Below are 25,875 nucleotides of genomic sequence, written 5' to 3' on the forward strand. Positions count from 1 at the left end.
TTCAGCGCCGGATGATGACCGGCGTGCGCTCCTCGACCGGCGCCGGCATCTGCATCCGCGGCACCTGCACCTGCTGTGCTGGCGCGACTGGCGGAATCGCCTCCTGGGGCGCTTCCTGCACCGGCTGGCTGTCGCTCGCGAACATCTCTCGCAGCCAGTCGGGGACCTCGGGCGTGGGCGCGACCGGGAGCGGATTCTCCGCATAGTAGTAGTCGGTGCGGCCGCTTGCCCGAGAGCTCGAGAGACCTTGCGGCAGCGGGCGCTCGCGTTGCGGGCTGCTCTCGAGCGCGGCGCGCATGTAGTCGATCCAGATCGGCAGCGCTGCCGCGCCGCCGGTCTCGCCGCGCCCCATGTTCCTGGGCTGGCTGAAGCCCATCCAGCTCACCGCGACCACGTCCGGGTTGTAGCCGGCGAACCAGGCATCCACATAGTCGTTGGTGGTGCCGGTCTTGCCCGCGATGTCCGAGCGCTTGAGCGTGCGGGCGCGGGTCCCGGTGCCGCGGCTCATGACGTCGCGCATCATCGAGTCCATCAGCCAGGCGTTGCGCTCGTCGATCACGCGCGGCGCGCTTTCACCCGCCACCGGCGGATCGGTGCGGGCCAGCACGCGGCCCTCGGCGTCGTGGATCTCCTTCACGATGTAGGGCTCGATGCGGTAGCCGCCATTGGCGAACACCGCGTAGCCGGTCGCCATTTCCCACGGCGTCACGGTGCCGGCGCCGAGCGCCATCGTCAGGTAGGGCGGGTGCTTGGCCGAGTCGAAGCCGAATCGGCCGATGTAGTCCTGCGCATAGCCGGGCGTGATCGCCTGCAGCAGACGGATCGACACCATGTTCTTCGAGCGCACCAGCGCATCGCGCATCGTGATCGGTCCGGTGAAGCGGCCGTCGTAGTTCTTCGGCTCCCACGCCTGCGAGCCGGTGGTGCCGGGCGGGAAGTACAGGGGTGCGTCGTCGAGGATGCTGCCCGGCCAGAACTCGCGCTCGAGCGCGGCGGAGTAGATGAAGGGCTTGAAGCTCGAGCCCGGCTGGCGCTGCGCCTGGGTGACATGGTTGAACTTGCTGCGCGCGAAGTCGAAGCCGCCGACCAGCGCGAGCACCGCGCCCGTGTTGGGGTCGAGCGACAGCAGCGCCGACTGGACCTGTGGCAGCTGGGTGATCTCCCAGCCCTTGTCGCCGAGATCGCGGATGCGCACGATCGCGCCGCGGCGGATGCGCCGGCTCTGCGGCGCCTTCGCCGCGAGCATCGGGGCGGCGAAGCGCAGGCCGCTGCCGGCGATGCGGATGTGCTCGCCGCGACGGTAGACCTTCACTTCCTTGGTCGAGGCTTCGGTCACCACCGCGACGAGCAGGTCGTCGTAGTCGTGGCTTTCGCCGAGCGCCTCGTCGAGCTGTTCGTCGCTGACCGCGCCCTCGGGCAGGGTGGCGAAGGCTTCCGGGCCGCGGTAGCCATGACGGCGGTCGTAGTCGGTGACGCCCTCGCGCAGCGCGGCGTAGGCCGCCTCCTGGTCCTTGCGCGTGATCGTGGTGACGATGCGGATGCCGAGCTCGTACGCCTGTTCCCCGAACTGCTCGACCGCGATCTGGCGCGCCATCTCGGCCACGTAGTCGCCATGCACCGTCGGCCGGTAGGCGTTGTCGGCGCGCTCTTCGACGCTGGCGGCGGCGGTCCGTGCAGCGCCCTCGCGACCCACCGGGGGCGCCGCGAGCGCGTCCTCGAGCGCGGCGGCGTCGATGAAGCCGGCTTCCTTCATGCGCCGCAGCACGTATTGCTGGCGCACCGCGGCGCGCGCCGGATTGACCACCGGGTTGAAGGCGGAGGGTGCCTTCGGCAGGCCGGCGAGCATCGCCGCCTCGGGCAGGGTGATCTCCTCGAGCGGCTTGCCGAAGTAGGTGCGGGCAGCGACGGAGAAGCCGTAGGCGCGCTGGCCGAGGTAGATCTGGTTGATGTAGAGCTCGAGGATCTGGTCCTTGCTCAGGCTGCGCTCGATCTTCAGCGCGAGCAGGATCTCGTAGAGCTTGCGGTTGAAGGTCTTCTCGCGCGACAGGAAGAAGTTGCGCGCGACCTGCATCGTGATCGTCGAGGCGCCCTGGCCGCGGCCGCCGGTGGACAGGTTGGCGAGCGCCGCGCGCGCGATGCCGAAGATGTCGATCCCGGGGTGCTCGTAGAAGCGCTCGTCCTCGGCGGCGAGGATGGCCTGCTTGAGCACCGGCGGAACGTCCGCTATGCGAACTACGTCACGACGCTCCTCGCCGAATTCGCCCAGCAGATGACCGTCGGAGGTATAAACCCTCAACGGAATGCGGGGGCGGTAGTCGGTCAGCGTTTCCAGGGAGGGGAGGTTTGGCCAGGCGTAAAGCGACACTGCCGCGAGCGTGGCCGCCCCGAGGATCGCGAGCGCGAACAGCGCCGCGATCGGATAGAGAACCCAGCGCATCGGGTATCCAGGCGAGTGAATTGACCGCGCATTATAAATGAGCTCCCGTGTCGCGGTCTCAGGGGTGTTGTTACGGCGCAGCAACGCAGAAGTGTCAAAATTCTTTACACTTCTTCGCGTTTGTTGCTAGCATCTATGCGCCCTGGGCTGATTGCCCATATAATATACTGAAATTTAAAGGTTTTTTGGTGATCGATCTTTCCATTTTCAGCTCCAGGGTGGCCCAGCTGGCTGGGCTGGATATTTCATCGTCATCAATCAAGCTGGTCGAGCTGTCGATCGATGACAAGGGCGCTTACAAACTCGAGCGCTACGGGATCGAGCCGCTGCCGCGCGACGCGGTCGTCGACGGCAACATCAACAACCTCGAGGCGGCGGCCGATGCGGTCGGGCGCGCGCTGCGCCGCTTCGGCGCGCTCAAGAGCGTCGCCGTGGCGCTGCCGGCGGCCTCGGTGATCACCAAGCGGATCGTCCTCCCCGAGGGCCTGCGCGAGCAGGAGATGGAGTTCGCGGTCGAGACCGAGGCGAACCAGTACATCCCCTTCGCGCTCGACGAGGTGAACCTGGATTTCCAGGTGCTCGGCCCGGCGCGCGGCACGCACGGCGAGGTCGAGGTGCTGATCGCCGCCTCACGCAAGGACAAGGTCGAGGACCGCGTCGCGGTGGCGCAGGCCGCCGGCCTGAAGGCCGCGGTGGTGGACGTGGAGTCCTTCGCCACCGAGTCGGCGCTGCGCCTTGTCAGCCGGCAGCTGCCCGGCGGCGACAAGGACAAGCTGATCGCCCTGGTCGACGTCGGCTCGACGACGATGGGCGTCACCGTGCTGCGCAACGGCCAGCCGGTGTATTCGCGTGAGCAGGCCTTCGGCGGCAACCAGCTCACCCAGGAGATCTCGCGCAAGTACGGCATGAGCGTGGAAGAGGCCGAGATCGCCAAGCGCACCGGCAACGGGATGCCGGACGGCTATCAGCAGGAGCTGCTGCGGCCCTTCGTTGACAGCATCGCGCTCGAGACCTCGCGCGCGCTGCAGTTCTTCTTCACCTCCACCCAGTACAACCAGATCGACCAGCTGGTGCTGGCCGGCGGTTGCGCGGTGATGCCGGGCCTCGCCGAGGTCGTGCGTGCCCGCACCCAGGTCGACGCCACGGTCGCCAACCCCTTCGCCGGCATGGCGCTGTCGTCCGCCATCCGTCCCAAGAACCTGCTCGCCGACGCCCCCTCGCTGATGGTGGCCTGCGGCCTCGCCCTGCGGAAGTTCGACGCATGATCCGGATCAACCTGCTTCCCCACCGGGAAGAAAAGCGCCGGCTGCGCCGGCAGCAGTTCTACGTGGTCTCGGCGGCGATGGCGGTCATCGGCGCCCTGGTCGGCTTCGTCGTGCATTCGGTCTACGCCGGCTACATCGAGCGCCAGGACGGCCGCAACGCCTTCCTCAAGGCCGAGATCAAGAAGCTCGACACCGAGATCGCCGAGATCAAGCGGCTGCGTGAGCAGATCGACGCGCTGCTCGCGCGCAAGCAGGTGATCGAGTCGCTGCAGGGCCGTCGCGCCGAGACGGTGCATCTGTTCAACGAGCTGGCGACGGCGATGCCCGACGGCGTCTATCTGAAGACGATCAAGCAGACCGGCGACCGCGTCATGCTCGGCGGCTATGCGCAGTCGAACGCCCGCGTCTCGCACCTGATGCGCAACCTCGACGGCTCGCCCTTCCTGCAGAACCCCGGCCTGGTCGAGGTCAAGGCGGCCTCGGTGAACAGCCGCCGCGTCAGCGAATTCAACCTCAACATCGGCATCGAGCGGGCCCAGCCCGAAGAGGACAAGCCCGTGGTGGCCGCGGGGCAGGACAAGGTGGCGCGCAAATGAAGAAGGCCGTAAACACGAAAGGCAAGCTGCCGGCGATCGACTTCCAGCGCCTGGCGAAGGATTTCCAGGATCTCAATCCGAACGATCCCGGCATGTGGCCGCTGGCGCCGCGGGTCGCGGTCTTCGTCGGCCTGCTGCTCGCCACCCTGGCGGCGTTCTGGTGGTTCGACTGGCGCGAGCAGTCGGAGACCCTGCAGCAGCGCGAGATCGAAGAGCTCAAGCTGCGTGACGAGTGGGTCTCGAAGAAGAAGCAGGCGGTCAATCTCGACGCCCACCGCGAGCAGCTCGCCGAGATCGACCGCCAGTTCGGCGCGCTGCTCAAGCAGCTGCCCAACCGCGCCGAGATGGACTCGCTGCTGCAGGACATCAACCAGGCCGGCCTCGGCCGCGGCCTGCAGTTCGAGCTGTTCAAGCCGGGCAACGATTCGATCAAGGAGTTCTACGCCGAGATGCCGATCGACATCCGCGTCACCGGCGGCTATCACGAGCTCGGCGAGTTCGCCGCCGACGTCGCGCGCATGCCGCGCATCGTCACCCTGAACAACGTCGGCCTGAGCGCGGACAAGGATGGCCGTCTCAAGCTGGAAGCGAAGGCGGTGACCTACCGCTACCTCGACGAGGAAGAGCTGGCGCAGCAGCGGGCGGCGGCGAAGGCGGCGAAGGAGAAGAAGAAGTGATCAGGCAGTTGGCAATCGCGCTCTGCAGTCTCGGGCTCGCCGCATGCGGCGGCGCGGACGAGCAGGACATCCAAGGCTGGATGAACGAGCAGGCCGGGGGCATGCGTGGCGCGGTCAAGCCGCTGCCCGAGATCAAGCCCTTTCCGGTGGTCGACTACGGGTCGGCGATGCTCGTCGAGCCCTTCCAGGCCGACCGCATCGAGCCCGAGCGGCAGGCGGCGCGGGGCGGGCTCAAGCCCGACCTCCAGCGCCGGCGCGAGCCGCTCGAGGCCTTCCCGCTCGAGTCGCTGAAGATGGTCGGCATGCTCGAGCAGGGCCGTGCCTCGCACGCGCTGATCCAGGCCGACGCACATATCCACCAGGTCAGGGTGGGCAATCACATGGGCCAGAACTTCGGCGTCGTCACCGCGATCGGGGTGAACCCAATGGGGGAGACCGCTGTGACGCTGAAGGAACTGGTCGAGGACATCAATGGCGACTGGGTCGAGCGCACCAGTAGCCTGCTTTTGCAGGAGCGGCAGGAGGCCGGGAAATGAAGAAGAAGCGAATCGGGATGCTGCTGCTGGCGGCGATGTTCGCCACGGGGGCGCCCCTCGGCGTCGCCAGTGCGCAGGATGGAGTGCAGGCGCAAGCCGCCGCCAACCAGATCGAAGGCCTCGAGGTCGCCGAGCACGGCGGCGCGGTTTACCTGCGGATCACCCTGCGCGAGCCGCTCGCCCAGGTGCCGGCGAGCTTCAGCGTGTCCAACCCGGCGCGCATCGCGCTCGACTTTCCGGGCACCGCCAACGCGCTCGGCCGCACGGTGCAGAACATCGAGCGCGGCGAGCTGCGCAGCGCCAACATCGTCCAGGCCGGCGACCGCACCCGGCTGGTGCTGAACCTGGTGCGGGTCGTGCCGCACGACATCCGCCTGCAGGGCCGCGACGTCATCGTCGCGCTGACACCCGCTGCGGCGCAGACGATTGACGCCGGCGTGGCCGCGCAGGCGCTCGGCAACTTCGCCGCGCCGCGCGAAGCGGCGGCCAGCGGCCAGGGCGTGCGCGACATCCAGTTCCGCCGCGGCACCAACGGCGAAGGGCGGGTGGTGGTCGACCTCGCCAACCCGGACACCGGCATCGACATCCGCCAGCAGGGCGGCAAGCTGGTGGTGGACCTGATCGGCGCCGCGCTGCCCGAGCACCTGCGCCGCCGCGCCGACGTCACCGACTTCGGCACCCCGGTCACCTACTTCACCGCGCAGCAGCAGGGCGGCAACGTGCGCCTGGTGGTGACGCCCAACGGCATGTGGGAGCACAACGCCTACCAGAGCGACAACCAGTTCGTGCTCGAGTTGAAGCGCGTGGTCGAGGATCCGAACAAGCTGGTCCAGGGCAGCCGCGGCAAGTACCAGGGCGAGAAGCTGTCGCTGAACTTCCAGAACATCGACGTCCGCTCGGTGCTGCAGGTGATCGCCGACTTCACCGACTTCAACATCATCACCTCCGACTCGGTGCAGGGGAACCTCACCCTGCGCCTGAAGGACGTGCCCTGGGACCAGGCCCTCGACATCATCCTGCAGGCCAAGGGCCTGGACATGCGCAAGAACGGCAACGTGATCTGGATCGCGCCGAGCGACGAACTGGCCGCGCGCGAGAAGCTGCAGCTCGAGGCGCAGGCGCAGATCGGCGACCTCGAGCCGCTCAGCACCGAGAGCTTCCAGATCAACTACCACAAGGCCAAGGAGATCTTCGACTTCCTCAAGAGCAAGGACCAGACCATGCTCTCCAAGCGCGGCAGCGTGGTGGTCGACGAGCGTAGCAACAAGGTCTTCGTCACCGACGTCGGCTCCCGCCTCGAGGCGCTGCGCAAGCTGGTCAACGAGATCGACGTCGCCCCGCGCCAGGTGCTGATCGAGGCGCGCATCGTCGAGGCGAGCAAGACCTTTACGCGCGACCTAGGGGTTCGGCTGGGTTTCGGCAGCAGGGGCGTTGCGTCACTGGATGGAGCGCGCGTCGGCTTTGGGGAGTCCAGCTTTGGAGAAGATGCCCGCGGCGACCCAATTGCCTTTACCCCCGGCGGGGCGCAGAGCGGTACTGGCTATCTCCCGAACGGCTTCGGATCGATGGCGCTGAGCATCTTCAACAGCAGGGCGACGAGATTCCTGAACCTCGAGGTACAGGCGCTCGAGTCCGACGGCCGCGGCCGCACGGTGTCCAGCCCGCGGGTGCTGACCGCCAACCAGGTCGAGGCCTCGATCGAGCAGGGCACCGAGATCCCCTACCAGGAGGCGACCAGCTCGGGCGCGACCAACGTCGAGTTCAAGAAGGCGGTGCTGGCGCTCAAGGTCAAGCCGCAGATCACCCCCGACGGTCGCCTGCAGCTGTCGATCGAGGTGAACAAGGACCGCCCGGTGTTCGATCCCCGCTTCTCGGTGCCCTCGATCGAGACCAAGAACATCAAGAGCGAGGTGCTGATCGAGAACGGCGGCACCGTGGTCATCGGCGGCATCTACGAAGAAGTAGAGGGCGACAACGTAGCGCGCGTGCCGGTGCTCGGCGAATTGCCGCTGGTGGGCGGGCTGTTCCGCTCGACCGAACGGACCTCCGACCGCAAGGAGCTGCTGGTGTTCATCACGCCGCGCATCGTGTCCGAGGCGCTGACCCTGAGATAAGCCTTTCGCGCTGCTGATACAATGCCGGGGCGGGCGTTCCAGCCGGGACGCCCGCCCCGTTCTTCATTCACTTCCGGCGATGCGCGCGTGAGCTGCTTGATCCTGATCGGCATGATGGGTGCCGGCAAAACCACCGTAGGCAAGGAGCTGGCCCGGCGCCGGGGGATGCGCTTCGTCGATTGCGACCAGGAGATCGTCGCCCGCACCGGGGTCAGCATCCCCATCATCTTCGAGATCGAGGGCGAGGAGGGTTTCCGCCGGCGCGAGTCGCTGGTGCTCGACGACCTCACCCAGGAGAGCGGCATCGTCATCGCCACCGGCGGCGGCATCGTGCTCGCGCCCGCCAACCGCGCGGTGCTGTCGCAGCGCGGGGTGGTCATCTACCTCGATGTGCCGCCACAGATCCTGTGGGAGCGCACCCGCCACGACCGCAACCGGCCGCTGCTGCAGGTGGCCAATCCGCGCCGGCGCATCGAGGAACTCCACCGCGCGCGCGACCCGCTCTATCGCGAGGTCGCCGACCTCATCGTCGAGGGCGGCCGCGGCAACCCCGGCGCGATGGTGCGCCAGATCGAGAAAGCCCTGCTGACACTGCAAAAGTCCTAATGCGCACACTGACCGTCGCCCTCGGCGCCCGCTCCTATCCGATCCACATCGGCCGCGACCTGCTCGGCGAGGCCGCGCTGCTGCTGCCGCAGCTGAAGACGCCGCGGGTGGCGATCGTCACCAACGAGGTGGTCGCGCCGCGCTACCTCGACCGCCTGCAGGCCGCGCTCGCGTCCGCCGGCGTGCGCGTCACCGCGGTGGTGCTCCCCGACGGCGAGGCACACAAGGACTGGACCACGCTGAACCTGATCTTCGACGCCCTGCTCGGCGAGCGCTGCGAGCGCTCGACCACGCTGGTCGCGCTCGGCGGCGGGGTGGTGGGCGACATGGGCGGCTTCGCCGCCGCCTGCTACCAGCGCGGCATGCCCTTCGTGCAGATCCCGACCACGTTGCTCGCCCAGGTCGATTCCTCGGTGGGGGGCAAGACCGCGATCAACCACCCGCTCGGTAAGAACATGATCGGCGCCTTCTGGCAGCCGAAGCTGGTGCTTGCCGACACCGCCACCCTCGACACCCTGCCGGCGCGCGAGCTCGCCGCCGGGCTGGCCGAGGTGATCAAGTACGGTCTGATCCGCGACCCCGATTTCTTCGTCTGGCTCGAGGCCAATCTCGAGCGCCTGCTGGCGCGCGAGCCGGAGGCGCTCGCTGACGCGATCGAGCGCTCCTGCCGCAACAAGGCCGAGGTGGTCGCGGCCGACGAGACCGAGCAGGGCGAGCGCGCGCTGCTCAACCTCGGCCACAGCTTCGGCCACGCGATCGAGACCGGGCTGGGCTACGGCGAGTGGCTGCACGGCGAAGCGGTCGCCGCGGGCACGATGATGGCGGCCGAGCTGTCGCACCGCCTCGGCTGGCTGGCGGCGGACGAGGTCGAGCGCATCGCGGCCCTCTTCGAGCGCGCCGGATTGCCGGTGTGGGGGCCCTCGCTCGGCACCGCGCGCTACCTCGAACTGATGGCGCACGACAAGAAGGTCGAGGCTGGCCGCCTGCGCCTGGTGCTGCTGAAGTCAATCGGCCGCGCGGTGATCCACGCGGACGCCGCCGAGGCCGACATCGCCGCCGCGATCGCGGCCCGCTGCCGGTGAGCGCCGACGCCGGCTACACATACCGCCCGCGCGCCGGCTATGCGGTGAGCGAGGCGAACTCGCGCGGGCGGCGCAGCGCCGAGGCGAGCGCGGTGGCGCGCGGCGAGTTTCAGCGCGACCGCGACCGCATCGTGCACTCCACCGCCTTCCGCCGCCTCGAGTACAAGACCCAGGTTTTCGTCAATCACGAGGGCGACCTGTTCCGCACCCGCCTGACCCACAGCATCGAGGTGGCGCAGATGACGCGCGGCCTGGCGCGCGAGCTCGGCCTCAACGAGGACCTCGCCGAGGCGATCGCGCTCGCCCATGACCTTGGCCACACGCCCTTCGGCCACGCCGGCCAGGAGGCGCTCAATGCCTGCATGAAGGACTACGGCGGCTTTGAGCACAACCTGCAGTCGCTGCGCACGGTGGACCTGCTCGAGGAGCATTACGCCGCCTTCGACGGCCTCAACCTGATGTTCGAGACCCGCGAAGGCATCCTCAAGCACTGCGCGCGCACCAATGCGGTGCATCTCGGCGAGCTCGGCCAGCGCTTCCTCGACGGCACCCAGCCTTCGATCGAGGCCCAGCTCGCCAACCTCGCCGACGAGATCGCCTACAACAACCACGACGTGGACGACGGCCTGCGCTCCGGCCTGATCACCCTCGAGCAGCTCGAGGCGGTGCCGATCTTCGCCGACAACCGGCGCGAGGTCGAGGCGCGCTGGCCCGGCCTCGGCGGGCGCCGCCTGATCCACGAGACGATCCGCCGCATGATCCACCTGATGGTGATCGACCTGCTCGGGCAGACCCGCGCCAACATCGCGGCCGCCGGCGTGGAGACGCTCGCCGACGTCCATGCCGCGCCGCGCCTGGCGGCCTACTCGGACGCGTTGCTGCCGCGCCTGCAGGTGCTCAAGCGCTTCCTGCACGAGAACCTTTACCGCCACTATCAGGTGCTGCGCATGACCAACAAGGCGCGCCGCATCGTCACCGAGCTGTTCGCCGCCTTCATGGACGACCCGCGCCTGCTGCCCCCGCAGTACCAGGCCAAGGCGCGCGAGGACAAGCCCCGGGTGATCGCCGACTACATCGCCGGCATGACCGACCGTTACGCGATCCGCGAGCACCGCCGCCTGTTCGCGGTGGGGGAGATTCACTGAGGCCGCGAGCGGCATGCCGCGGCGCAAAAAAAATCTTGAACCCCCCGTTTTCGCGGCGTATAGTTTTTTGCGCCTCGAAAAAAACCGCAAAGAAGCGGGTTAGTCAAGTTTTCGAGTTGTTTTTGCACCAACTTGGTGCCATCTTCGAAGCCGGTGCGTGCGCGCCCGGCTTTTTTGTGCGCGTTCGGTTTACCGGACGAGTGAGTCGACGGCTGCGGCCGTCTGAATCGCGCCAGCGCCGAGTGCGCCGGCGCCAGCGTCCAGACGAGGAAGAACGAGATGGATCTCCCCCAGAAGCAGGGTCTCTACGATCCGGCGAACGAACATGATGCCTGCGGCGTGGGTTTCATCGCCCACATCAAGGGCGAGAAACGTCATCAGATCATCTTGCAGGGCCTCGAAATCCTGAAGAACCTGGACCACCGGGGCGCGGTCGGCGCCGATCCGCTGCAGGGCGACGGCGCGGGCATCCTGATCCAGATCCCCGACCAGCTCTATCGCGAGGAAATGGCGAAGCAGGGCGTCGAGCTGCCGGTGCCCGGCGAGTACGGGGTGGGCATGGTGTTCATGCCTCAGGAAGCCGCCTCGCGGCTCGCCTGCGAGGAGGAAATCGAGCGCGCGGTGCGTGCCGAGGGCCAGGTCGTGCTCGGCTGGCGCGACGTGCCGGTCAACCGCGACATGCCGATGTCGCCGGCGGTGCGCGCCACCGAGCCGGTGATCCGCCAGATCTTCATCGGTCGCGGGTCGGACATCATGGTGACCGAGGCGCTCGAGCGCAAACTCTACGTCGTGCGCCGGCGCGCCGCGAACGCCATCGGCGCGCTCAAGCTCAAGCACGGCAAGGCCTTCTACATGGTGTCGATGTCGGCCCGCACGGTGAACTACAAGGGCCTGCTGCTCGCCACCCAGGTCGGCGAGTACTACCTCGACCTCATCGATCCGCGCGCGGTCTCCGCGCTGTCGCTGGTGCACCAGCGCTTCTCGACCAACACCTTCCCGCAGTGGGACCTCGCCCATCCGTTCCGCTACATCGCCCACAACGGCGAGATCAACACCGTGCGCGGCAACTACAACTGGATGCGGGCGCGTGAAAAGGGCGTGAGTTCGCCGCTGCTGGGCGCCGATCTCGACAAGATCTGGCCACTGATCTACCCCGGTCAGTCCGACTCGGCCTGCTTCGACAATGCGCTCGAGCTGCTGGTGATGAGCGGCTATTCGCTCGCCCACGCGATGATGATGATGATTCCCGAGGCCTGGGAGTCGCACGCGCAGATGGACGACAAGCGCCGCGCCTTCTACGAGTACCACGCGGCGATGATGGAGCCGTGGGACGGCCCCGCCGCGGTGGCCTTCACCGACGGCCGCCAGATCGGCGCCACGCTCGACCGCAACGGCCTGCGTCCGGCGCGCTACCTGGTCACCGACGACGACCTCGTGGTGATGGCCTCCGAGTCCGGCGTGCTGCCGATCCCCGACAGCAAGATCGTGCGCAAGTGGCGCCTGCAGCCGGGCAAGATGTTCCTCATCGACATGGAGCAGGGCCGCATCATCGGCGACGAGGAGATCAAGCATGCGCTCGCCAACGGCCGCCCCTACGCCGACTGGCTGAGCCGCATCAACATCGAGCTCGACGCGCTCGAGCTGCCCGCCGACGCCGAGCTGGCGCCGGCCGCGCCCGCAGCCTCGCTGCTCGACCGCCAGCAGGCCTTCGGCTACACCCAGGAAGACATCAAGTTCATCCTCGAGCCGATGGGCAAGGCAGGCGAGGAAGCCACCGGCTCGATGGGCAACGACTCGCCGCTGGCGGTGCTGTCGAGCAAGGAGAAGCCGCTCTACAACTACTTCCGCCAGCTCTTCGCGCAGGTCACCAACCCGCCGATCGACCCGATCCGAGAGCAGCTGGTGATGTCGCTGGTGTCCTTCATCGGGCCGAAGCCGAACCTGCTCGAGATCAACGAGATCAACCCGCCGTTCCGTCTCGAGGTCAGCCAGCCGGTGCTCGACTTCGACGGCATGGCGAAGATCCGCAACATCGCGCGTTACACGAAGAACAAGTTCCGCTCCGCCGAGCTCGACATCTGCTACCCGGCGGCCTGGGGCAACGAGGGCGTCGAGGCGCGCCTGGCTTCGTTGTGCGCCGACGCCGAGAGCGCGGTGCTCGAGGGCAACAACATCCTCATCGTGTCCGACCGCCAGCTCGCCGGGGACAGCGTCGCGATCCCCGCGCTGCTGGCGCTCTCGGCGATCCACCAGCACCTGGTCACCAAGGGCCTGCGCACCCGCGCCGGCCTGGTGGTGGAGACCGGCACCGCGCGCGAGGTCCATCACTTCGCGGTGCTCGCCGGCTACGGCGCGGAAGCGGTTCACCCCTACGTCGCGCTCGAGACCCTGCAGCAGCTCGCTGGCGACGCCGACACCGCCGACAAGTACATCAAGCACTTCGTCAAGGGCATCGGCAAGGGCCTGATGAAGGTCATGTCCAAGATGGGCATCTCGACCTACATGTCCTATACCGGGGCGCAGATCTTCGAGGCGGTCGGCCTGCAGCAGGCGATGCTCGACAAGTACTTCACCGGCACCACCAGCCAGGTCGAGGGCATCGGCGTGTTCGAGGTCATGGAGGAGGCGATCCGCCTGCACCGCAAGGCCTTCGGCGAAGACCCGGTGCTCGCCGAGATGCTCGACGCCGGCGGCGAGTACGCCTTCCGCATCCGCGGCGAGGAGCACATGTGGACGCCGGACGCCATCGCCAAGCTCCAGCACGCCACCCGTTCGGGCAAGGGCGATACCTACAAGGAATACGCGAAGATCATCAACGACCAGACCCGCCGGCACATGACGCTGCGTGGCCTGTTCGAGCTGAAGCCCGCGGCCACCCCGGTGCCGCTCGACGAGGTCGAGCCCGCCAAGGAGATCGTCAAGCGCTTCGTCACCGGCGCGATGTCGCTCGGCTCGATCTCCACCGAGGCGCACACCACGCTGGCGGTGGCGATGAACCGCATCGGCGGCAAGTCGAACACCGGCGAGGGCGGCGAGGATCCGATGCGCTTCAAGCCGCTGACCCAGGCGATGAAGCTGTCGCAGGTGATCGGCGAGACCCGCGTCGCACGCGACCTCGAGCTGAACGCCGGCGACTCGCTGCGCTCGGCGATCAAGCAGGTCGCCTCGGGCCGCTTCGGCGTCACCACGGAGTACCTGGTCAACGCCGACCAGATCCAGATCAAGATGGCCCAGGGCGCCAAGCCCGGCGAGGGCGGCCAGCTGCCCGGCCACAAGGTGTCGGAGTACATCGGCTTCCTGCGCCATTCGGTGCCGGGCGTCGGCCTGATCTCGCCGCCGCCGCACCACGACATCTACTCGATCGAGGACCTCGCGCAGCTGATCCACGACCTCAAGAACGCCAACCCGGCCGCGAGCATCTCGGTGAAGCTCGTGTCGGAGATCGGCATCGGCACGGTGGCGGCCGGCGTGGCCAAGGCCAAGGCCGACCACATCGTCGTCGCCGGCCATGACGGCGGCACCGGCGCCTCGCCCTGGAGCTCGATCAAGCACGCCGGTTCGCCATGGGAGCTCGGCCTCGCCGAGACCCAGCAGACCCTGGTGCTCAACCGCCTGCGCGGGCGCGTGCGCCTGCAGGTCGACGGCCAGATCAAGACCGGTCGCGACGTCGTCATCGGCGCGCTGCTCGGCGCCGACGAGTTCGGCTTCGCCACCGCGCCGCTGGTGGTCGAGGGCTGCATCATGATGCGCAAGTGCCATCTCAACACCTGCCCGGTCGGCGTCGCCACCCAGGATCCGGTGCTGCGCGCGCGCTTCGCCGGCCAGCCCGAGCACGTGGTGAACTACTTCTTCTTCGTCGCCGAGGAAGTGCGCGAGCTGATGGCCGAGCTCGGCCTTCGCAAGTTCGACGAGCTGATCGGCCGCGCCGACCTGCTGGACATGAAGAAGGGCATCGCCCACTGGAAGGCGGCGGGCCTCGATTACTCGCGCATCTTCCATCAGCCGGCGGTGCCGGCCGAGGTGGCGCGCCTGCACAACGCGGGCCAGGATCACGGCCTCGACGGCGCACTCGACAACCAGCTCATCAACCTGGCGCAGGCGGCGCTGACCAAGGGCGAGCGGGTCAACATCGACCTGCCGGTGCGCAACATCAACCGCACCGTGGGCGCGATGCTGTCGGGCCGGGTGGCGGCCAGGTACGGCCACGAGGGCCTGCCGAACGACACCATCCATATCCGCCTGAACGGCGTGGCCGGTCAGAGCTTCGGCGCCTTCCTCGCGCGCGGCATCACCCTCGAGCTCGTCGGCGAGGGCAACGACTACGTCGGCAAGGGCCTGTCGGGCGGGCGCATCATCGTGCGCCCGAAGGCCGAATTCCGCGGCGAGACGCCGGAGAACATCATCGTCGGCAACACCGTGCTGTACGGCGCGACCGAGGGCGAGGTGTATTTCGCCGGCGTCGCCGGCGAGCGCTTCGCGGTGCGCAACTCGGGTGCGAGCGCGGTCGTCGAGGGCGTGGGCGACCACGGCTGCGAGTACATGACCGGCGGCACCGTGGTCGTGCTCGGCGAGACCGGCCGCAACTTCGCCGCCGGCATGTCGGGCGGGGTCGCCTACGTGCTCGACGAGGATGGCAGCTTCGGCCAGCGCTGCAACATGGCGCAGGTGACGCTGGAGCCGCTCCCCGAAGAGCTCGAGGCGCGCCGCGGCTCGGAGTCGGGCGACGAGCTCGAGTCCCAGGGCCGGGTGGAGATCGACCACCTGACGATGGACGACGAGTTCATCCTCAAGGGCCTGATCGAGCGCCACCTGCGCTTCGCCGGCAGCACCCGGGCCCGCACCATCCTCAACAACTGGGCAAGCTGGCGGAGCAAGTTCGTCAAGGTCTTCCCGCATGAATACCGTCGCGCGCTCGGCGAGATGGCCGCGCAGCGCAAGAGCCAACTGGAGGCCGCATAAATGGGCAAGCCCACCGGATTCCTCGAATATCAGCGCCTGTCGGAGGCGTACGCGCCCGCCGGCGAGCGGGTGAAGCACTACAAGGAGTTCGTGCTTCGCCTCACCGACGAGCAGGCCGCCGTCCAGGGCGCGCGCTGCATGGACTGCGGCATCCCGTTCTGCAACAGCGGCTGCCCGGTGAACAACATCATTCCGGACTGGAACGATCTGGTGTACCGCGGCCAGTGGCAGCGCGCGATCGAGGTGCTGCACTCGACCAACAACTTCCCCGAGTTCACCGGCCGCATCTGCCCCGCGCCCTGCGAGGCGGCGTGCACGCTGAACATCAACACCGAGCCGGTGGGGATCAAGTCGATCGAGCACGCGATCATCGACAAGGCCTGGGAAGAGGGCTGGGTGAAGCCGCAGCCGCCGGCGGAGAAGACCGGCCGCAAGGTCGCGGTGGTCGGCTCCGGCCCCGCAGGCCTCGCCGCCGCGCAGCAGCTCGCGCGCGCCGGCCACGACGTGACCGTGTTCGAGAAGAACGACCGCATCGGCGGGTTGCTGCGCTACGGAATCCCCGACTTCAAGATGGAGAAGCACCTGATCGACCGCCGCGTCGAGCAGATGCAGGCCGAAGGCGTCAGCTTCCGCACCGGGGTGCTGGTCGGTGCGAGCGAGCTGCCGGCGGGCATCGTCAATGATGCCAAGGAGACCGTCAGCGCCGAGCGGCTGCAGAAGGAGTTCGACGCGGTGGTGCTGGCGGGCGGTTCCGAAGTGCCGCGCGACCTGCCGGTACCCGGGCGCGAGCTCGGCGGCGTGCACTTCGCGCTCGAGTTCCTGATTCCGCAGAACAAGCAGAACGCCGGCGACAAGCCGAACCCGATCTCGGCCAAGGGCAAGCATGTTGTCGTCATCGGCGGTGGCGACACCGGCTCCGACTGCGTCGGCACCTCCAACCGCCACGGCGCGGCGAGCGTGACCCAGTTCGAGCTGCTGCCGATGCCGCCCGAGGAGGAGGACAAGCCGCTGGTGTGGCCGTACTGGCCGACCAAGCTGCGCACCTCTTCCTCGCACGAGGAAGGCTGCGAGCGCGACTTCGCCGTCGCCACCAAGGAGTTCATCGGCAAGAACGGCAAGGTCAGGGCGCTCAAGGCCTGCCGCCTCGAGTGGAAGGACGGCAGGATGAGCGAGATCCCGGGCTCCGAGTTCGAGATCAAGGCCGACCTCGTGCTGTTCGCGATGGGCTTCACCCAGCCGGTGGGCGGCGTGCTCGAGGCCTTCGGGGTGGACAAGGACGCGCGCGGCAACGCCCGTGCGAGCACCGACGGCGAGGGCTGCTACGCGACCAGCGCGCCCAAGGTCTTCGCCGCCGGCGACGTGCGCCGCGGCCAGTCGCTGGTGGTGTGGGCGATTCGCGAGGGTCGCCAGTGCGCGCGCGCGGTCGATGAGTTCCTGATGGGTGAGAGCCTGCTGCCGCGCTGATATCCTCGGCGCCGAAGCGATTCGCAAAAGGCGGTCTGCGGGCCGCCTTTTTTAACGACCCCAACTTCCACGGAGCGCAAGCCCATGCCCAAGGTCCTCGTCATCAACGGCCCCAATCTCAACCTGCTCGGCAGCCGCGAGCCGGAGATCTACGGCGCCACCACGCTCGCCGACGTCGAAGCCGGGCTGCGCGCCCAGGCCGAGGCGATCGGCGTCGAGTTGTCGTGCTTCCAGAGCAACCACGAGGGCGCGATCGTCGATCGCATCCATGCCGCGCGCGGCGAGGACGTGGCCTGGATCCTGATCAATCCGGGCGCCTACACCCACACCAGCGTGGCGATCCGCGACGCGCTCGCCGGGGTGGCGATCCCCTTCGTAGAGCTGCACATCTCCAACGTGCACAAGCGCGAACCCTTCCGCCACCACTCCTACCTGTCGGACGTCGCCGAGGCGGTGATGGCCGGCTTCGGCACCCAGGGTTACGTGCTCGCGTTGCAGTACATCGCCGCGCGCCTGTGAGGCTGGCGAAGGTCTGATCACGCTGTAAAGCCTTGTCGCAATTTGCAGTGTTGCACCGAGGGGAACGAGGGGTCGGATCGCTAACAGGAGTTTGTTACTGGCGTACCATGCGACCTCCTGTTATCAATCCGGAGTGCTGCCGTGTCCGCGACCGCAAGCCGTGCCCCCGAAACTCGCGATTCGAACTTGCGCGCGGCCGCCGACCGGCGCCTGCGCCTGCGCGAATGGGCGTGGGCGTTCGGCCTGGTGGCGGCCTGGTATGTGGCGGCGCAATGGGCGATCGCGCACTTCGTCGGCGTGGCGCCGCGCCCGCAGGCGTGGCTGCGCGACCTGCTCGCCCACCTCCTGATCGGCGGCCTGCTGTTCCCGATGGCGCGCAGCGTGCTTCGCTTCGGGGTGGCGATGGCGGTGCTGTTTTCCGCCTTCACGCTAGGCAACGCGCTCAAGCTCGCGGTGCTCGGCGGGCCGGTCATGCCCGACGACTTCGTCGCCGCAAAGAATCTCTTTTTGTTGCTGGAAGGCTGGCGGCTGTGGGCGAGCGTCGCCATGCTCGCGCTGCCGCTGGTGGCGCTGATGTGGATGTTCGACTGGCGCCGTGCGCGCGCCTGGGGGGCGCTCGCCACGGTGGTGGCCGGGCTGTCGGCCGTGCTGGCGCAGCCCGCGCCGGTCGCCGCGTGGATGGACGCCCGCTTCGGCGACTGGGTGTGGAACCAGCGCGGAAACTACGAGATGCGCGGCCTGCCGATCCATCTGGTGCAGGAAGCCGCACGCAATCTCGCACGGCGCGGTGCGGCGCCGCAGGCCGATCAGGTCGATGAGGCGCTGACCCTGCTCGGTGCCACCCGGCCCAGCCCCTTCCTGAAGACCGCGATCGGCCGCCAGGGGCGCGGCGGACGCAATGTACACATGATCGTGCTCGAGTCCTTCTGGGATCCGATGGCGCTCGAAGCCGCCGGCCTCTCGGCGGATCCGCTCGATCCGGCGTTTCGCAAGCTGTGGAAGGCCACCGGCAACGCCAGGGCGCTGTCGCCGGTATTCGGCGGCTACACCGCCAACGCCGAGTTCGAGGCCTTGTGCGGCTTCCCGGTGAAGACCGACGCGGTGTTCTTCGAGGGCAGGTTGCGTCGCGACGTGCCCTGCCTGCCGCGCCACCTCGGCGAGGCCGGCTACCTCAGCTTCGCCTCGCATCCGAATGCCGCGCCGTTCTGGAACCGGATCAACGCTTACCGCCGCGTCGGCTTCGAGCACTACTGGTCCGATCGCGACTTCGAGCTCGACGACATGAACCGCGAGTTCCTCAGCGACGCCTCGCTCTACCGCCAGGTGCTCGAGCGCGTCGGCCCGCAGCTCGAGGGCGCGCAGCCCGTGTTCAACTACGTGCTGACCTATTTCGGCCACCTCGACTACCCGCTCAACGCCGAGCGCCCCGCGCGCATCGACACCACGACGGACAACGCGCTGGTCGAGGCCTACGCCAACACCGTGTATTACAAGTCACGCGAGCTGATGGCCTTCCTCGGCGAGCTGCGCGCGCGCGACCCCGACGCGATCGTCGTGCTGTTTGGCGACCATCTCCCTTCGCTCGGCTGGAACCACGGCGGCTACGCCGAGTCTGGCCTGCTCGCGCCCAATCGGGAGCAGTTCGACGACCCGATGTTCCGCACTCTGGTGTCGACCCCGCTGGTGGTCATCGACGGCCGGCGCGGCCCACTGCGGACCGGCGACCTGCCGATCTACGCGCTGCCCGCGCTGATCCTCGACCTGCTCGGCGACGAGCGCGACAGCATGCTGCGCTTCGCCGCGCGCAGCGACGACCCGGTGCGGGTTCGGCCCCTGCCGGGCGTGCATTTCACGGTCGCCGACGAGGGCCTGACGGTGTGTCGCGAGGGCGAGCCGAGGGCCGAATGCGCGTTCTCGAACGCCTGGGTTGCGGCGATCGACGTGCTCAAGCGCGACCTCTTCAGCGGCGCACAGCATGCGCTGCAGGCGCCCACGCGGATGCAGGCGCTGCAGGCTGCGGAACTGGATTCGGAGGATGTGGCCGTCGAGGACGTCCTCGATGAGGTCGTCGACGCCACGCCGGAGGCCTGAGCGTTCCGCCGGGCGGTTGCGGGCGTGACGCGGCGGTCGCCGCTGCTACCGGGGGCGGTGTAGCAGCGGCGACCGCCGCGTCAATACGGGCTCAGAGCCCGAGGACGTCCGCCGTGTAGCGCGCGATCATGCGCTCCTCGTTGGTCGGCACCACCGCGACCGCGACGCGGCTCTCGGCGGTGTCGATGCGGGTCGCATTCTCGGCGTTGGCGGCGTCGTCGATCTTCACGCCCATCCAGGCGGCGAGGGCGGTCACCTGCGTGCGCACTTCGGCAGCGTGCTCGCCGATACCGCCGGTGAACACCAGCGCGTCGAGGCCGCCCGCGGCCGCCGCCAGCGAGCCGAGCTCGCGCGCGATGCGGTAGCAGTAGAGCTCGACCGCTTCCTTCGCCTCGGGGGCGTCGGAGGCGAGCAGGGTGCGCATGTCCTGGCTGATGCCGGACACGCCGAGCAGGCCCGATTCCTTGTAGATCAGCCGGGTCAGCGCCTTCGCGTCCATCCCCTTCTGTTCCATCAGGTAGAGCATCACACCGGGGTCGAGGCTGCCGGTGCGGGTACCCATCATCAGGCCCTCGACCGCGGTGAAGCCCATCGTCGAGGCCACACTCTTGCCGTCGCGCAGCGCGCACATCGACGAGCCGTTGCCGAGGTGGGCGATCACCACCGCGCCCTGGGCCTTGTCGCCGACCACCTCGGGCAGCTGGCGGGCGACGAAGTCGTAGGACAGGCCGTGGAAGCCGTAGCGCTTGATGCCCTCGGCGCTGAGCTTGCGCGGCAGCGCGAAGGCCTGCGCCACCGCCGGCTGGGTGCGGTGGAAGGCGGTGTCGAAGCAGGCCACCTGCGGGATGTCCGCCATCAGCGCGCTCACCGCACGCACGGCGCGCAGGTTGTGCGGCTGGTGCAGGGGCGCCAGCGGGATCAGGCGGTCGAGTTCCCACAGCAGATCTTCGTCGAGGCGGACCGGCGCGCTGTAGCGGTCGCCGCCGTGCACGATGCGGTGGCCCGCGGCGACGATCGTCAGCCCGGGCGCGTTGGCCTCGAGCCAGCGGAACAGGTAGGCGAGGGCGTCGCGGTGCTGCTCCTCGAGATTGCCCGTCACCGCGAGGCTCTCCTGATAGCGGCGGCCGTTGCCGTTCTTTGCGCTCAGCTCCGGGGTGGCGCCGATGCCCTCGATCTGGCCGGAGACCGCGGGGGTGGCGGCCAGGGTGCCGGTTTCGTGCGGGAACAGGGCGAACTTGAGGCTCGACGAACCCGCGTTGATGACGAGAATGGCGTTCATGCGCGAGCCTCCCGCTTGCGGTGCGCCATCAGCTGCACGACTGCGCACGAAGCGGTGCGCGTCTCGGCCGTGTCGGCGCGACTGGTCAGAACGATCGGCACGCGAGCGCCGAGCACCACGCCGGCCATCAGCGCGTCGGCGAGGTATTCGAGCTGCTTCGCGACCATGTTGCCCGACTCGAGGTCGGGAACCACCAGGATGTCGGCGTTGCCGGCGACCGCCGAGAGGATGCCCTTGGTCTTGGCGGCGACGAGCGACACCGCGTTGTCGAAGGCGAGCGGGCCGTCGAGCAGGGCGCCCTGGATCTGGCCACGGTCGGCCATCTTGCACAGCGCGGCGGCGTCGATGGTGGAGCGGATCTTGGAGGTGACCGTTTCCACCGCCGACAGGATCGCCACCTTGGGTTGCTCCAGGCCGAGCATGTGGGCCAGCTCGATCGCGTTCTTGATGATGTCGACCTTGTCCTCGAGCGTGGGCTCGATGATGATCGCCGCGTCGGTGATCATCAGCGGGTGCGGGTAGGTCGGCACGTCGGCGAGGAAGACGTGGCTGATGCGGCGGCCGGTGCGCAGGCCGCGGATGACCTCGGTCATCAGCTCGTCGGTGTGCAGCGAACCCTTCATCAGCGCCTCGGCGCTGCCGTCGCGACACAGCGCCACCGCGGCCTCGGCGGCGGCGTGACTGTGCGGCACGTCGACGATGCGGAAGCCCTTCAGGTCGAGGTCGTTCTGCTCGGCGGTGGCGCGGATCTTCGCCTCGGGGCCCACCAGGATCGGCACCACCAGCCCGGCCTGAGCGGCCTGGATCGGGCCGGCGAGCGATTCACGGTCGCAGGGATGGACGACCGCGATCGGGATCGGCGACAGGCCGGCCGACACCGACAGCAGATGGCGGTAGCGCAGTTCGCGGTCGTTGATGCGGACGTCGGGCAGGTGCATGCGCGGGCGCTTGATCTTCTCGCTCGGCGCGAGCACCTCGGCGGTGCCGTCGATCACCTTCAGGCCGTCCTGGTTCACCGCCAGGCAGTCGAAGATGATGTGGCTGTTGTGATCGAACTTCTCGCGGCATGTGACGGTGATCGTGACCGTATCGCCGATCGTGATCGGGCGCCAGAAGTTCAGCCCCTGCGACACATACACGGTGCCGGGGCCGGGGAACTCGGTGCCGAGCACGGTGGAGATCAGCGTGCTGCCCCACATGCTGTGGCCGACCACCTCGCGGAACTGGCTGGAGCGGGCGAATTCGACGTCGACGTGGGTCGGGTTGACGTCGCCCGACATCGCGGCGAACAGATGGATGTCTTCCGGGCGCAGGGTGCGCGCGATGCGCGCGCAGTCGCCGACCTGGATCTCATCGAAGGTACAGTTTTCGATGTATTGCGTTGCGGCAGGGGTCATGTCTTTGTATTTGATGGTTCTAATGCAAGCCATTGTATCCGGGCTCCATGGCAAAAGATTGATCCTGGGCAAGGTTTTTTGCACTGCAACAATTTCTTGACCTTCCGCGACATAGGCCACGGCAGGGGCCCGAGGCTGCGTGGTAAACTCGCGCCCGTTCGTCAACTCCCCGGAACTCGACAATGGAAGTCGTCATCCTCGCCGCCGGCCAGGGCAAGCGCATGCGCTCGGTGCTCCCCAAGGTCCTCCAGCCGATCGCCGGCAAGCCGATGCTCGGCCACGTGCTCAGCGCTGCCCGCGCCCTCGACGCCGGGCGCATCTGCGTGGTGTACGGCCACGGTGGCGAGGTGGTGCGCGAGCGGCTGGACGCCGATGACCTCGCCTGGGCGCGGCAGGAGCCTCAACTCGGCACCGGTCACGCGGTGCAGCAGGCGCTGCCCCACCTCACCGACGGTGAGTCCGCCATGGTGCTGTACGGCGACGTGCCCCTGATCGGCGAACCCACCCTGCGCCGGCTCGCCGAGGCGGCAGGCGGTTCGCGCCTCGCGCTGCTCACGATCGCGCTCGACGACCCCACCGGCTACGGCCGCATCCTGCGCGACGACGCCGGTCGCGTGAGCCGCATCGTCGAGGAGAAGGACGCCAGCGCCGACGAGCGCGAGGTGCGCGAGGTCAATACCGGCATTCTGGTGGCGCCGGTCGCCGCGCTGCGCGACTGGCTCGGCCGCATCGGCAACGACAACGCCCAGGGCGAGTACTACCTCACCGACATCATCGGGCTCGCCGTCGCCGACGGCGTGGAGGTCGTCACCGTGCAGCCCGACGCGGTGTGGGAAACGCTCGGCGTCAATAGCAAGCGCCAGCTCGCCGAGCTCGAGCGGGTTCATCAGCGCAACATCGCCGAGCGCCTGCTCGACGAGGGCGTGACCCTGATCGACCCGGCGCGCATCGACGTGCGCGGCGAGCTGACCTGCGGCCGCGACGTCGAGATCGACGCCAACTGCGTGTTCGAGGGCAGGGTGGAACTCGGCGACGGTGTCAGGATCGGTGCCAACTGCGTGATCCGCAATGCCCGCATCGGCGCCGGCACCCGCGTCTCGCCCTTCTCGCTGGTGGAGCAGACCACCGCCGGCGGCGACTGCCTGATCGGCCCCTATGCCCGCACCCGGCCGGGCACCGTGCTCGGCAACAGGGTGCAACTGGGCAATTTCGTCGAAGTGAAGAACAGCAACATCGCCGACGGCTCGAAGGCCAACCACCTCGCCTATGTCGGCGACGCCGACGTCGGCGAGCGGGTCAACATCGGCGCCGGCACCATCACCTGCAACTACGACGGCGTAAACAAGTACCGCACCGTCATCGAGGACGACGTCTTCATCGGCTCCGACACCCAGCTCGTGGCACCGGTGCGGGTCGGCCGCGGCGCCACCGTCGGGGCCGGCACCACGCTCACCAAGGACGCCCCGGCCGAGCAGCTCACCGTGTCGCGCGCCAAGCAATTCAGCATCTCGTCCTGGAAGAAGCCGGAAAAGCTGCCGCGCTGAACGCCGCCGTCCCGCCTCCACCGAATCACGCCTTCAAGGAAGTTCCGCCATGTGTGGCATCGTCACCGCCATTTCCACCCGTAACGTCGTTCCCGTGCTGCTCGAGGGCCTGCGCAAGCTCGAGTACCGCGGCTACGACTCGGCCGGGCTTGCCGTGCTCTCCGGCGAACTCGCCCGCCTGCGCGCCGCCGGCCGCGTCGCCGAACTCGCCGCGCTCGCCGACGCGCGCGAACTCTCCGCCCACATCGGCATCGCCCACACTCGCTGGGCCACCCACGGCGTGCCCTCCGAGCGCAACGCCCACCCGCACATCTCGGGCGGCCTCGCGGTGGTACACAACGGCATCATCGAGAACTTCGAGGCGATCAAGACCCGCCTGCAGGGCGAAGGCTACGTGTTCGAGTCCGAGACCGACACCGAGGCGATCGCCCACCTGGTGCACGACAAGCTCAAGGTCGCTCCCGACCTCTTCGAGGCGGTGCGCCTGGCGACCAACGAACTGCTCGGCGCCTATGCGATCGGCGTCGTTGCCGAGGCCGATCCCTTCCGCATCATCGTCGCCCGCCGCGGCTCGCCGCTGCTGTTGGGGGTCGGCGAGGACGGCATGTACGCCGCCTCCGACACCGCCGCGCTGCTGCAGGTGACGCGCAAGGTGGTCTATCTCGAGGACGGCGACCTCGCCGAGCTGCGCCGCGACGGCTACCGCGTGGTTCTCTCCGATGGCAGCCCGGTCGAGCGCGAGGTTCATCTGTCGAGCCTGTCGGCCGACGCGGTCGAGCTCGGCAAGTACCGTCACTACATGCAGAAGGAGATCTTCGAGCAGCCGCAGGCGCTGGCCAACACGCTGGAGATGATCGCCGGCGGCAGCGCGATCGCGCCGCAGGTCTTCGGTGCGCGCGCGGCCGAGGTCTTCGACGGCGTGCATCGGGTGCTGGTGCTCGCCTGCGGCACCAGCTTCCATGCCGGCCTGGTGGCGCGCTACTGGCTGGAATCGGTCGCGAAGATCCCCTGCACCGTCGAGATCGCCAGCGAATACCGCTACCGCGAGTCGGTGCCGTGCGAGGACACCCTGGTCGTCGTCATCTCGCAGTCGGGCGAAACCGCCGACACCCTGGCCGCGCTCAAGCATGCCAAGGCGCTCGGCATGGAGCGCACGCTGGCGATCTGCAACGTGCCGGAATCGGCGATCGTGCGCGAGGCCGCGCTGCGCTTCATCACCCGCGCCGGTCCCGAGATCGGCGTCGCCTCCACCAAGGCCTTCACCACCCAGCTCGCCGCGCTCGCGCTGCTCACGCTGGCGCTCGCCAAGCTCAAGGGCCGCCTCGACGCCGACGCCGAGGCCCGCCAGCTCGACGGCCTGCGTCACCTGCCGGTAGCCGTGCAGAAGGTGCTCGAGCTCGAACCCGAGATCGAGCGCTGGGCCCAGCGCTTCGCTTCCAAGGAGCACGCGCTGTTCCTCGGCCGCGGCAGTCACTGGCCGATCGCGATGGAAGGCGCGCTCAAGCTCAAGGAGATCTCCTACATCCACGCCGAGGCCTACGCCGCCGGCGAACTCAAGCACGGCCCGCTCGCCCTGGTCGACCGCGACATGCCGGTGATCGCGATCGCTCCCGCCGACGAGCTGCTGGAAAAGCTCAAGTCGAACCTGCAGGAAGTCCGCGCCCGCGGCGGCGAGCTCTACGTCTTCGCCGATGCCGGCAGCGAGATCCCCGAGTCGGAAGGCGTGCACATCCTCCACATGCCCGAGCACTACGGCATGCTGTCCCCGATCCTCCACGTGATCCCGCTGCAGCTGCTGTCGTATCACGCGGCGCTGGTGAAGGGGACGGATGTGGATAAGCCGCGGAACCTGGCGAAATCGGTGACGGTGGAGTGATTCCGGGAGGGGGCTGCCTTTGTTGTCCCACGCAATTAATGTCGACAACGTGGCAATAAAGTCGAAAACGCCCGGGAGATGCCTGGGCGCTTTCGTTTCGGACGATGTGCGTGTTAGAGACCTCGGGGAGGCCCTCTATTCAGCGACCGACGGTCTACCTCGAATGGACAGTGTTGCGCGACTGGCAGTAGTTCGGCCTTATGTGGAGCTCCACATAAGGCCGATTATGTAGATGCCTCGATTATGTTGAGCTTCCGGGGTAGCAGGCCTTAGATCCCAGTGTGCTCG

17 protein-coding genes are annotated in these 25,875 nt (G+C 68.3%); 14 read left to right on the forward strand and 3 right to left on the reverse strand.

Annotated elements, in window-relative coordinates; all coding sequences use genetic code 11:
• Position 1: 1 nt before the first annotated feature.
• Positions 2-2,437: a penicillin-binding protein 1A gene (locus tag BB334_RS15830; protein WP_068809443.1), complete on the reverse strand. Its 2,436-nt coding sequence runs from the start codon at positions 2,435-2,437 to the stop codon at positions 2-4.
• A 188-nt stretch (positions 2,438-2,625) separates the two neighbouring features.
• Here BB334_RS15830 and BB334_RS15835 point away from each other — a divergent pair, with 188 nt between their 5' ends.
• The 12 genes from BB334_RS15835 to BB334_RS15890 all read left to right on the forward strand — a co-directional run bounded on the left by BB334_RS15835 (position 2,626) and on the right by BB334_RS15890 (position 19,491).
• Complete coding sequence (locus BB334_RS15835) at positions 2,626-3,702, forward strand: pilus assembly protein PilM (protein WP_068809493.1); 1,077 nt, start codon at positions 2,626-2,628, stop codon at positions 3,700-3,702.
• Positions 3,699-4,298: a PilN domain-containing protein gene (locus tag BB334_RS15840; protein WP_068809444.1), complete on the forward strand. Its 600-nt coding sequence runs from the start codon at positions 3,699-3,701 to the stop codon at positions 4,296-4,298. The genes BB334_RS15835 and BB334_RS15840 overlap by 4 nt, the downstream gene beginning before the upstream one ends.
• The gene (locus BB334_RS15845; protein WP_068809445.1) at positions 4,295-4,975 is read left to right on the forward strand and encodes a type IV pilus inner membrane component PilO; all 681 of its coding nucleotides are present in this window, start codon (positions 4,295-4,297) and stop codon (positions 4,973-4,975) included. The genes BB334_RS15840 and BB334_RS15845 overlap by 4 nt, the downstream gene beginning before the upstream one ends.
• Positions 4,975-5,511 (forward strand): pilus assembly protein PilP, encoded by a 537-nt coding sequence (locus BB334_RS15850; protein WP_232756761.1) that lies wholly within the window; start codon positions 4,975-4,977, stop codon positions 5,509-5,511. Before BB334_RS15845 ends, BB334_RS15850 begins: the two co-directional genes overlap by 1 nt.
• Positions 5,508-7,625 carry a type IV pilus secretin PilQ gene (gene pilQ, locus BB334_RS15855; protein ID WP_232756755.1) on the forward strand — a complete coding sequence of 706 codons (2,118 nt, stop codon included), beginning with the start codon at positions 5,508-5,510 and terminating at the stop codon, positions 7,623-7,625. The genes BB334_RS15850 and pilQ overlap by 4 nt, the downstream gene beginning before the upstream one ends.
• Positions 7,626-7,712: 87 nt before the next feature.
• Positions 7,713-8,231 (forward strand): shikimate kinase, encoded by a 519-nt coding sequence (locus BB334_RS15860; protein ID WP_068809447.1) that lies wholly within the window; start codon positions 7,713-7,715, stop codon positions 8,229-8,231.
• Positions 8,231-9,313 (forward strand): 3-dehydroquinate synthase, encoded by a 1,083-nt coding sequence (gene aroB, locus BB334_RS15865; RefSeq protein ID WP_068809448.1) that lies wholly within the window; start codon positions 8,231-8,233, stop codon positions 9,311-9,313. Before BB334_RS15860 ends, aroB begins: the two co-directional genes overlap by 1 nt.
• Complete coding sequence (locus tag BB334_RS15870) at positions 9,310-10,458, forward strand: deoxyguanosinetriphosphate triphosphohydrolase (protein WP_068809449.1); 1,149 nt, start codon at positions 9,310-9,312, stop codon at positions 10,456-10,458. Before aroB ends, BB334_RS15870 begins: the two co-directional genes overlap by 4 nt.
• Positions 10,459-10,737: 279 nt before the next feature.
• A complete protein-coding gene (gene gltB / locus BB334_RS15875) occupies positions 10,738-15,417 on the forward strand; it encodes a glutamate synthase large subunit (RefSeq protein WP_068809450.1) in 4,680 nt (1,559 codons plus the stop codon).
• A complete protein-coding gene (locus BB334_RS15880) occupies positions 15,418-16,881 on the forward strand; it encodes a glutamate synthase subunit beta (protein ID WP_068809451.1) in 1,464 nt (487 codons plus the stop codon).
• Positions 16,882-16,965: 84 nt separating this feature from the next.
• A complete protein-coding gene (aroQ, locus tag BB334_RS15885) occupies positions 16,966-17,400 on the forward strand; it encodes a type II 3-dehydroquinate dehydratase (RefSeq protein ID WP_068809452.1) in 435 nt (144 codons plus the stop codon).
• A gap of 141 nt (positions 17,401-17,541) precedes the next feature.
• Positions 17,542-19,491: an LTA synthase family protein gene (locus BB334_RS15890; protein WP_232756756.1), complete on the forward strand. Its 1,950-nt coding sequence runs from the start codon at positions 17,542-17,544 to the stop codon at positions 19,489-19,491.
• 91 nt (positions 19,492-19,582) lie between these two features.
• On the opposite strand, the gene BB334_RS15895 is transcribed toward BB334_RS15890, so the two are convergent.
• Positions 19,583-20,770 (reverse strand): acetate/propionate family kinase, encoded by a 1,188-nt coding sequence (locus BB334_RS15895; protein WP_068809453.1) that lies wholly within the window; start codon positions 20,768-20,770, stop codon positions 19,583-19,585.
• Positions 20,767-22,167: a bifunctional enoyl-CoA hydratase/phosphate acetyltransferase gene (locus BB334_RS15900; RefSeq protein ID WP_068809454.1), complete on the reverse strand. Its 1,401-nt coding sequence runs from the start codon at positions 22,165-22,167 to the stop codon at positions 20,767-20,769. Before BB334_RS15900 ends, BB334_RS15895 begins: the two co-directional genes overlap by 4 nt.
• A gap of 182 nt (positions 22,168-22,349) precedes the next feature.
• On the opposite strand from BB334_RS15900, the gene glmU reads away from it, so the two are divergent.
• Positions 22,350-23,711 carry a bifunctional UDP-N-acetylglucosamine diphosphorylase/glucosamine-1-phosphate N-acetyltransferase GlmU gene (glmU, locus tag BB334_RS15905; RefSeq protein WP_068809455.1) on the forward strand — a complete coding sequence of 454 codons (1,362 nt, stop codon included), beginning with the start codon at positions 22,350-22,352 and terminating at the stop codon, positions 23,709-23,711.
• Between the two features lie 49 nt (positions 23,712-23,760).
• Positions 23,761-25,587 carry a glutamine--fructose-6-phosphate transaminase (isomerizing) gene (gene glmS, locus BB334_RS15910; protein WP_068809456.1) on the forward strand — a complete coding sequence of 609 codons (1,827 nt, stop codon included), beginning with the start codon at positions 23,761-23,763 and terminating at the stop codon, positions 25,585-25,587.
• Positions 25,588-25,875 lie beyond the last annotated feature (288 nt).

This window comes from Thauera phenolivorans (assembly GCF_001696715.1).
In the GTDB taxonomy this organism is placed as follows: Bacteria; Pseudomonadota; Gammaproteobacteria; order Burkholderiales; family Rhodocyclaceae; genus Thauera; species Thauera phenolivorans.

Coding starts and splice junctions, on each gene's coding strand:
- BB334_RS15830 (WP_068809443.1), bottom strand. CDS start 2,437: ATGCGCTGGGTTCTCTATCCGATCGCGGCGCTGTTCGCGCTCGCGATC.
- BB334_RS15840 (WP_068809444.1), top strand. CDS start 3,699: ATGATCCGGATCAACCTGCTTCCCCACCGGGAAGAAAAGCGCCGGCTG.
- BB334_RS15845 (WP_068809445.1), top strand. CDS start 4,295: ATGAAGAAGGCCGTAAACACGAAAGGCAAGCTGCCGGCGATCGACTTC.
- pilQ (WP_232756755.1), top strand. CDS start 5,508: ATGAAGAAGAAGCGAATCGGGATGCTGCTGCTGGCGGCGATGTTCGCC.
- aroB (WP_068809448.1), top strand. CDS start 8,231: ATGCGCACACTGACCGTCGCCCTCGGCGCCCGCTCCTATCCGATCCAC.
- gltB (WP_068809450.1), top strand. CDS start 10,738: ATGGATCTCCCCCAGAAGCAGGGTCTCTACGATCCGGCGAACGAACAT.
- BB334_RS15880 (WP_068809451.1), top strand. CDS start 15,418: ATGGGCAAGCCCACCGGATTCCTCGAATATCAGCGCCTGTCGGAGGCG.
- aroQ (WP_068809452.1), top strand. CDS start 16,966: ATGCCCAAGGTCCTCGTCATCAACGGCCCCAATCTCAACCTGCTCGGC.
- BB334_RS15895 (WP_068809453.1), bottom strand. CDS start 20,770: ATGAACGCCATTCTCGTCATCAACGCGGGTTCGTCGAGCCTCAAGTTC.
- BB334_RS15900 (WP_068809454.1), bottom strand. CDS start 22,167: ATGACCCCTGCCGCAACGCAATACATCGAAAACTGTACCTTCGATGAG.
- glmU (WP_068809455.1), top strand. CDS start 22,350: ATGGAAGTCGTCATCCTCGCCGCCGGCCAGGGCAAGCGCATGCGCTCG.
- glmS (WP_068809456.1), top strand. CDS start 23,761: ATGTGTGGCATCGTCACCGCCATTTCCACCCGTAACGTCGTTCCCGTG.